The sequence below is a fragment of the Streptomyces sp. NPDC050743 genome, from assembly GCF_044456925.1.
Taxonomy (GTDB): Bacteria; Actinomycetota; Actinomycetes; order Streptomycetales; family Streptomycetaceae; genus Streptomyces.
Map to the genome: position 1 here is coordinate 1 of NZ_JBITGJ010000204.1, position 7,551 is coordinate 7,551.

Here is a 7,551-nt window from a genome sequence, read left to right on the forward strand (position 1 = left end):
CAGGGACAAGAACTCCGCCCGCGTGATGCTGGTCCGGGCAGGTTGGAACCCGGACGGTGCCGAGGGCGTAGGACCACCGGGGCCGCCGGCTCCGGCGGCGGCCTGAGCCGTAAATCCCCGCACAGCCCTGGAGGGCGACGCATCCCCTCCCTCCAGGGAGGGGAGCCTTCAAGGACCAGGTAGCGGCACTGTTTCTGTTGTTGTTCGACTCGCTGTGGCGGAACGGCTTCGCCGAAGAGCACCACGTTCGGCTTGAGGAGTCGCCGCAGATCGAGTCCTTGCGGGTCAGTCTTCGGCTTGTTCCTCCGGTCCGGCCGCGTCACCGATGGCGACGCGCAGGTCATGCATGCCTTGCAGGATGTCGATGAGGGCTTCTTCCGCCCCGCTCAGAGCGTGTCGGGTTCCCTCCGCGTCGCCGCGCTCGGCGTGCAGCTGAGCGCTGAGGGTGTACACCGCTGTCATGACGGCAGCGAAGGCGGCCTCGCGGCCGGGTGGCAGTTCTTCCGCTTCGGGTTCGGAGACCTGCACCGCGGTGCGCTGCAGCCGGTTTGTCAGGACGTTGACCGCGAGCCCGGGATCCTCTCCTACCTGCTCCCCCCAGCCGAGCAACGTCTCAAGCACGTCCTCGATCTCCCCTTCCTCGGTGAGGCGGGTTGCAGCGGTGATCTCGAGCTCCGTCTTCGCCAGCAGACTGCCCAGCAGGTGCAGGCGGTCTTCTTCCTGCGGCCCCTCGGGTCGCTTCTTCGGATCCGCAACCGGCTCAGCCGCCAGAGCGGCCAGCGCTGCGTAGATCTGCTCCGTACTTACCGGGCGCTCGCTACTGATGCTCACACCTTCAGCTTCACCCAGCGAAGGCGTACCCGCCTGCCCAGTACGTGCGAGCCCGAGGCGAGTTCCACCACCCAGACCAGCGCCGGGCCGAGCAGACCGAAGGGCTCTTCGACGCCTGCCTGCTTGTTTCCGCGGCGGCGCGCCCCGGGTGGTTCACCTGGGCCCTACGAGTGCGGGATCACGCGCTCGCGGAGGAGGCGGAGGAGCTGGAGGCCGGCGCGGCCGAACATCCGGCGCTTGAGCATCTTGATCGAGTTGACGTGGCCTTCGACCGGGCTCGCGTCTCCTGGGCAGGGTGAGCCTGGTCGATGCCGGCCTCGCGGTCGCGGTCGACGTCCGGGGCGTATCGCTGGGCGGCGGCGGGCGGGGTGGGCCGACGGGGAGACGCGTGCGGAGGGGGTCGGAGGCTGCCCGCGGTGCCCTGTTGGTCCGAGTGTGCGGGTGGCTGTCGCCGAAGCGGTACGGCGGGATAGTCGGCGATTAGCAGCACGGATAGCGTAACCGCATGGCCCAGGAGGAACGGCTGCTTCACGCCTCGTCGTTCGGCGCGGCGGCGGCCGCATACGCCGAGCACCGTCCGGACTACGCGCATGCAGCGGTGCGCTGGGCGCTCGAGCCCGCGCCCGGCCCGCGCGTGCTCGACCTCGGCGCCGGAACCGGAAAGCTGACCGCCACGCTGGTCGCACTGGGTTTCGAAGTCATTGCGGTCGAGCCCGACCCGGCCATGCTGACCGAGCTGCGCCGCTCGCTGCCGGCTGTCCGTGCCCTGTCGGGTAGTGCCGAGGCGATACCGTTGCCCAACGCGTCCGTCGATGCCGTGCTGGCCGGCAACGCCATGCACTGGTTCGACATGGCCGTCGCGGGACCCGAGATCGCCAGGGTACTCGCACCCGGCGGTATCCTGGCCGGCCTGTGGAACGTCATGGACGACCAGGCCGAGTGGGTCGCCGGGCTCGCGCGGATCAGCGGGAGCGCGGCCGTCGGCCCGCGTGACACGCCCGGCAGCTGGCGCGCCGAGACGGCAGACATGCACCTTCCAAAGACCGGGGGGGCCGTCAGGTTCGGCTCGCCGGAGCAGGCCGAGTTCCCGCACGGGCAGCGTCGCACCGCCGACACCCTCGTCGCGACCATCGCGACGCGCGCGGGGGTGCTGGTCATGCCAGAGCAGGAACAAGAGGCCACGCTGGGCCGGATCCGTGCCTTCCTCGCGAGCAGACCGGAGACCGCCCACGGCGAGTTCACCCTCCCGATGCTGACCGGCGTGCTGCGCGTCCGGCGGCTGTGAAGCATCACGTACTCGTGTGCGATGCTTTCCACTTGAGGCGCACCCCAGCAGCAAGATCATGACCCACGGATGGACTACAGCTGACCCTGCCACGACGGGCGATCGCCGACCGACGCCTGCCGCACGCATTCACCGAGCCCGGGGTTCTGGTACACCCGCAGGCCCAGTGCCCGGTCTGCGGCGAGAACAGGATGCTGCCGTACGGCGACGGATCCTGGGGGCCGGGCGAGTACCGGTTGGTGGGCGTCTACTACAAGGTCCGCGACATCGTCGGCTACCCGCCCCAGGGAGGCCCGGGAGAGATCACCGGGCCCGCGCTGGCCGGGGCCGTGCGCGAGGAGCCGAACCCGAAGTACGGCGATTTCCGCATGCGACGCCCTGCGTAAGCACCGCCAGTCGTCCTGCCGTTCCTGTGCGAGGTGCCGGAGAAACGGCGGACGGACCCGTCGGCCCTCGGCCTGTAATGGAGGCCGACCGATCCAGGGCGGCGGCGCGCATGCCACCGGTCACGACCACGGCGCACGGCTACGCCGACGGGGTGCCCGGGAACGCCCGGGCACCCCGTCATCCGTCATGTCACTGCACGACGACCTGGTAGCTGCCCGTGACGCCGCCGGAGGTCACCGAGACGGTGACGGTGCCGGAGCGGTGGGCGGTCAGCGCTCCTGTGGACGGGTCCACCGAAGCGACCTTGGAGTTGCTCGACGTCCAGACGTGGGACGCCGGGTCCGCGATCGGGATGGTGAGCGGAGCGATGTTGTCGCCGCCGATCTGGTCTCCCGTCGCGGTCAGGGTGACGTGGTCGCCCTCGGCGATCGGCTCCTTGGGGCCCTTGACGGTGATCGACGCCAGGGCGGGTTCGACGGAGTACTGCAGGTCACCGTCGTCTCCGATCCGGAGCAGTCCGAAGTGGTAGATGCCGCCCTGGTCGGCAGGGGCGTAGGCCGGCATGCCGAGGTCCGCGAAGGTGAACTGGGGGATGCCGCCCTCGGCGGTGGTCACGCTCTGCCCCTCGGGATTGAGGATCTGCTCGGCGAATCCGCGGGCGTGACCGTACAACATGATCACATGCTGCTTCGGGTGCGTCTGCTGGTAGCGCTGCACGAGCCGCAGGTACATCCGCGCCTCCCAGCGGTCCGTGAACTGGCTGTTCGCGGCCGGGTGCGGGTCGTACGCGGGCATGTGCGTGATGACCAGCACGTCCTTGGCCGTGGTGTCCGTCAGCTGCTGGACGAGCCACGGGTACTGGGCGCCCGAAGGATCCTGGAACGGGTCCGAGGACTGCAGGCTGCCATGTGAGTTGTCGGTGACGATCATCCTGGCCGCACCCTGGGTGTAGGCGTAGTGGGTGTCGCCGAAGGTGTCGCTGTAGTTGCCGTTCTCGGCGTCGGTGCCCTGGGTGATCTCGTGGTTGCCGACGATGTCACGGGCGGGGATGCCGAGGGCGTCCATCTTGGACTTGGCGTACTTCAGGTCCGCCGGCTTGCCGTCGTCGGACATGTCGCCGAGGAACTGTGCGGCGTCCGGCCGCGCCTGCGGGGCGAGGGTGGGCAGCCGCTTGGCGATGGAGTCCATCACGTTGCTGCTGACCGAACCCGGGTCGCCGGCGAGCAGGTGCGCGTCGTCGCCGGCGAGGAGGGTGGTGCCCTTCTTGGCGAAGTCCGCGGAGTCCTCTTCGAAGGACAGCCAGTCAGGGTTCTTCGGGATCGCGTGGTATTCGGGCGCCGTGACCGGTCGTGGCGAGTACAGCGCCTGCAGGCCCCCGACGTTGAGCGAGCCGCTGTAGGAGGTGCTGGGGCTGATCGCCAGGAAGTCGATGAAGCTGATGGTCAGCGGGAACTGCATGCCCGCCGGCAGCTGAGCGACCGCCAGGTGCCAGTCCTTCCAGGTCACATACGTCGGGTAGAGGGTGGTCGAGGACCCGTTGACGCCGATGTACTTCTCCGCGAGCTCGATGCCGTTGCCGTCACCCTTGATCCAGACACCGATGGCGGTGGGCACCTGGCCGTTGTCGGTGTCGGTCTTGAGGGTGACCTTCGGCGAGAGCACCAGCTGCTTGACGCCGGCACCGGCCGGCATCGAGTAATCGAGCTTCAGCGATCCGGACTCGGTGGACCCCGGCGGGACGACACCGGGGTCGGCGCTCAGAGTGGCGGGTTTGCCGGTGGTGTTGTTGCTGAGTCGCCAGACGTCGAGGCTGCTCATCGGGTCGATGGTCTTGCTGACGCTGCCGACGGCGACCGAGGCGGTGGCGGTGGCGCCCGCGACCGTGGCGCTCACGTCGGCGAGACCGCCCTTGTCGGCGTGCGCGGTGAACAGGCCGTGCGAGTCGACGCTGCCCAAATCGTCCGGGCTGACCTTCCAGGTGGCCGCCTCGGCGGGGATCTGCACCGTGTCGCCGCCCTTGACGGTTCCCGACAGGGCGAGCTGCTGAGTGGCGCCGTTGTCCAGGTCGGCCTTGTCGGGCGTGACCGTGAGCGTGTCGAGCTTGCCGACGACCTCGAGCTTCTCGGAGGTGAGGGCCTTGCCGTTGGAGGCGATGATCCGGCCGGTGCCGGTCCGGTGCGGGGTGAGCTTGCCGTCCTCGTACGTGGCGAGGTCGGAGGGCTCCACCCGGACGTGGACCGTGCCGGCGGCCGGGTTGGCGAACCGGTCGACGGAGTACACCGGGAGCGGGATGGAGCCGCCGGCGACGGTGGTGACCGTCCGGCCGTCGTTCACCCTGACCGTGACGGCCGGTCCGGCCTCCTTGGCGGTGGAGTAGAAGAAGATGCCGTTGGCCACCGGGCGCTCGGTGTTGCCGGGCAGGTCGGACGGCGTGTTGACGACGTCGGCCCGGTCGGCGCCGGGGGCGCGGCTGACCATCCCCGTGGAGCCGCCGCCGTCGAAGAGCATCGCGGTGTAGGCGCCGTGGGCGACCATGTAGCCGGCGGCCTGTTCCGGCGTCACGCCGAAAGCCGTGGAGGCGCCGCCGTGGCCGTCGATGGCGACGACGATGGCGTGCTTGCCGTCCTTGGTGATGCCGACGGCGGTCTCCGGGTTGGCGCCGCTCGGCGGGGTGCCGGTCGGGTCCTGGTAGACCTTGCCGTCCTTCACCAGCGTGTCGACGCCGCTGATCAGCTGGGTGACATCGTTGTCGGGAGACAACTTCGTGGTGATGCCCACCGTGTCACCCGTGTGCAGGGTGTCGCCCAGCCACTGACCGCCGTCGCCGGCACCGAGGAGACCGAGCTGGCCGGTGCTCAGCCGCGGCAGGGTGGTGACGCCGGTCCGCACGTCGTCCACGACGAAGCCGCCGTCGGCGGAGTGGCCGATGACCAGAGTGGAGGGCTTGGCCAGGCCCGGTGTCTCGCCGAGGTCGGGGGTGACTTCGGTGATGCCGCCGGACGCCACGTCGTTCACGGTGTTCACCGACGTCAGCGAGCGCGTCGCGGAGCCGTCGCTGATCGTGCCGGAAAAGGTCTCCGGCCCCATCACCATGGTGCCGTCGGGCTTGACGCCCAACTGGGAGGCGAAGCCCGGCTTGGGGCTCTTCAGCATGTGTCCGTCGGAGATGATGCCGCCGAGCGGCCGCCCGCTGGCGTGGATCTCGAAGTAGTCCCCGTTGACACCGGCCACCGCGTGCGTGCGATGGGCCATCGACGACGGGGTTTCGTCCGCCGGGTTGGTCAGGGTGTCGCCGGCCTCGACCATTCCGACCCGCAGATTCGAGTCTGTCAGGTCGGCGTTGAGCACCTGGATGTGCTGGCGGCCGCCCACGGTGTCGTAGGTCTCGCTGTAGTGCTGCAGACCACGGGTGACGGTCTGGGCCGGCGTGCGGGTGTAGTCCACCACCAGGGGCCAGTTCTCCGGTGTGTCCGGGAGCCAGTCCGGGGTGGCCGCATGGCTGTCCGCGGCCGTGTCGGCGCCGGAACCGAAAGCGGGTCCCGCTGCTGTCACTGCGCCGGCGAACGTCAGCACCGCCGCGGCTGCCACTGCGGTACGCCGAATACCGGCTCCCACAGGTCTCTTCATGCGAAATGTCATTGATTGGTTCCTTAACGGGCATGCGCGCCGGTGGGCACCGGATCGCACACCAACCGCACACCGGCTGGGCGGATCACAGGTTTCCGTTCCGGGTGACGCAGATGACCATCAGAGCGCTTCACCTCAACAGCCGGTCGAACCCCGTTAACCCCCGGCTTCCTCGAACCGCCCCTCGGGCGCCGCTGCTTCAGGCGGTTGAAGCAGCGTTCGACCATGTGGCACCCCAGTTGTGGGGTCAAGCAGACGTTCCAGGGCAGAAACAAGCGCTTTGTAGAACTTCTGACGGATGGTCAGGCAGTGATGTTCCGGTTGCAGCGAGGGGTCAGGAACCGACGCCGACGCTCGGAAGGGCAGCTCTGTATGTCGACTCGGCCTGTGCAATGCCGGGCACGGCCTGTCTCCTTGGCCGTTCCTAGCGCCCCGCGCATCTGTCAGCGGCGGCCGACCAGGACTGAGGCCGGCACTCCGAGCGCCGTTACAGCTGCAGCCGAGATGGCACCGACGCCGTCCAGATCAATGCTGCGAGCGGACCAGGGGGAGACCCACGTTCTCGGGCGCTGGGGCAGGACAGTCTTGACGATGTTCTGACACGCGGTGGGTTGACCCCGCGTTCCGCACGGCGTTGGATCTTTCCTGCCTGCGCGCGTGTCCGGGCAGAGAGTTGGGGCGATGACTGGGGACGCCGGACCCGGGCTGATAAGGGTGGTGTACTTCGAGCAGACGTCCGCGCTGATGATGGGCGCAGGCGCGGTGCTGTCCGAAGGCTTGTTGCTGGTCTTGATCGGGACGACGACTCACCGGCTGGAGTCCTTGCTGGTGGGCACGGCTGTGGTCACTTTGGTGTGCCTGGCGCTGCTGCCTCTCGGGTTCCGTCTGCCAGACCGGCGTCGCCGCAAGTACGAGCAAGCCGCTCAGATCGACAGCGTCGACGAACCGCACGCCGGCCAGGATGCGGCGCGGCGGCTGACGCTGCGGCGCACGGCCGGGTTCGTCGGCGCGATAGCCTGCTGGATGATGCTCATCGGCGTTACGTTCCACGAGGTGATGCCGCCCGTCATGCTGATTCCGGCAGCCGTGGCCCAGTGGGCGCGGTCCCGGGCGACAGCGGACTGGGAGCGGGAGAGGGGTACAGCCCTATGGCAGGGCGTCCCCGGGGTCCTGGGTGCCCGAGGCCCGGTATTCCGTGTCCCGGCAGATCGCTGGATTTGAAGGCTCCCCTCCCTGAAGGACTCCGTGGGGAAATCCGTGAAACGGTGATGGTGAGTGTGCGGGCCTGCCATGATCGGCATGTTCGTCGATCGAGGGTGGGGTTGGATGTCGCTGGAGCCGCGGGCTGATCGCGGGGTGCCGGAGCTGACTGCGCGGGTGGTGCGGGCTTCGTTTCCGAAGGGGACGCTTGCGGTCCGTGT

At 69.0% G+C, this 7,551-nt stretch carries 5 protein-coding genes and 1 pseudogene; 4 read left to right on the top strand and 2 right to left on the bottom strand.

Annotated elements, in window-relative coordinates:
- Positions 1–106: pseudogene (locus ACIBJF_RS50915) on the top strand (RNA-guided endonuclease TnpB family protein); the annotation flags it as partial.
- A gap of 179 nt (positions 107–285) precedes the next feature.
- Here the strand turns inward: ACIBJF_RS50915 and ACIBJF_RS50920 are convergent.
- The gene (locus ACIBJF_RS50920; protein ID WP_399184708.1) at positions 286–831 is read right to left on the bottom strand and encodes a hypothetical protein; all 546 of its coding nucleotides are present in this window, start codon (positions 829–831) and stop codon (positions 286–288) included.
- A 505-nt stretch (positions 832–1,336) separates the two neighbouring features.
- On the opposite strand from ACIBJF_RS50920, the gene ACIBJF_RS50925 reads away from it, so the two are divergent.
- Positions 1,337–2,116, top strand: a complete 780-nt coding sequence (locus ACIBJF_RS50925; RefSeq protein WP_399184709.1) for a class I SAM-dependent methyltransferase — start codon at positions 1,337–1,339, stop codon at positions 2,114–2,116.
- 191 nt (positions 2,117–2,307) lie between these two features.
- Positions 2,308–2,502, top strand: a complete 195-nt coding sequence (locus ACIBJF_RS50930) for a hypothetical protein (protein WP_399184710.1) — start codon at positions 2,308–2,310, stop codon at positions 2,500–2,502.
- A gap of 190 nt (positions 2,503–2,692) precedes the next feature.
- Here ACIBJF_RS50930 and ACIBJF_RS50935 read toward each other — a convergent pair whose 3' ends face one another.
- Positions 2,693–6,130, bottom strand: coding sequence for a phosphodiester glycosidase family protein (locus ACIBJF_RS50935; protein ID WP_399184711.1), 3,438 nt, complete (start codon positions 6,128–6,130; stop codon positions 2,693–2,695).
- A 717-nt stretch (positions 6,131–6,847) separates the two neighbouring features.
- On the opposite strand from ACIBJF_RS50935, the gene ACIBJF_RS50940 reads away from it, so the two are divergent.
- The gene (locus tag ACIBJF_RS50940; RefSeq protein WP_399184712.1) at positions 6,848–7,351 is read left to right on the top strand and encodes a hypothetical protein; all 504 of its coding nucleotides are present in this window, start codon (positions 6,848–6,850) and stop codon (positions 7,349–7,351) included.
- Positions 7,352–7,551 lie beyond the last annotated feature (200 nt).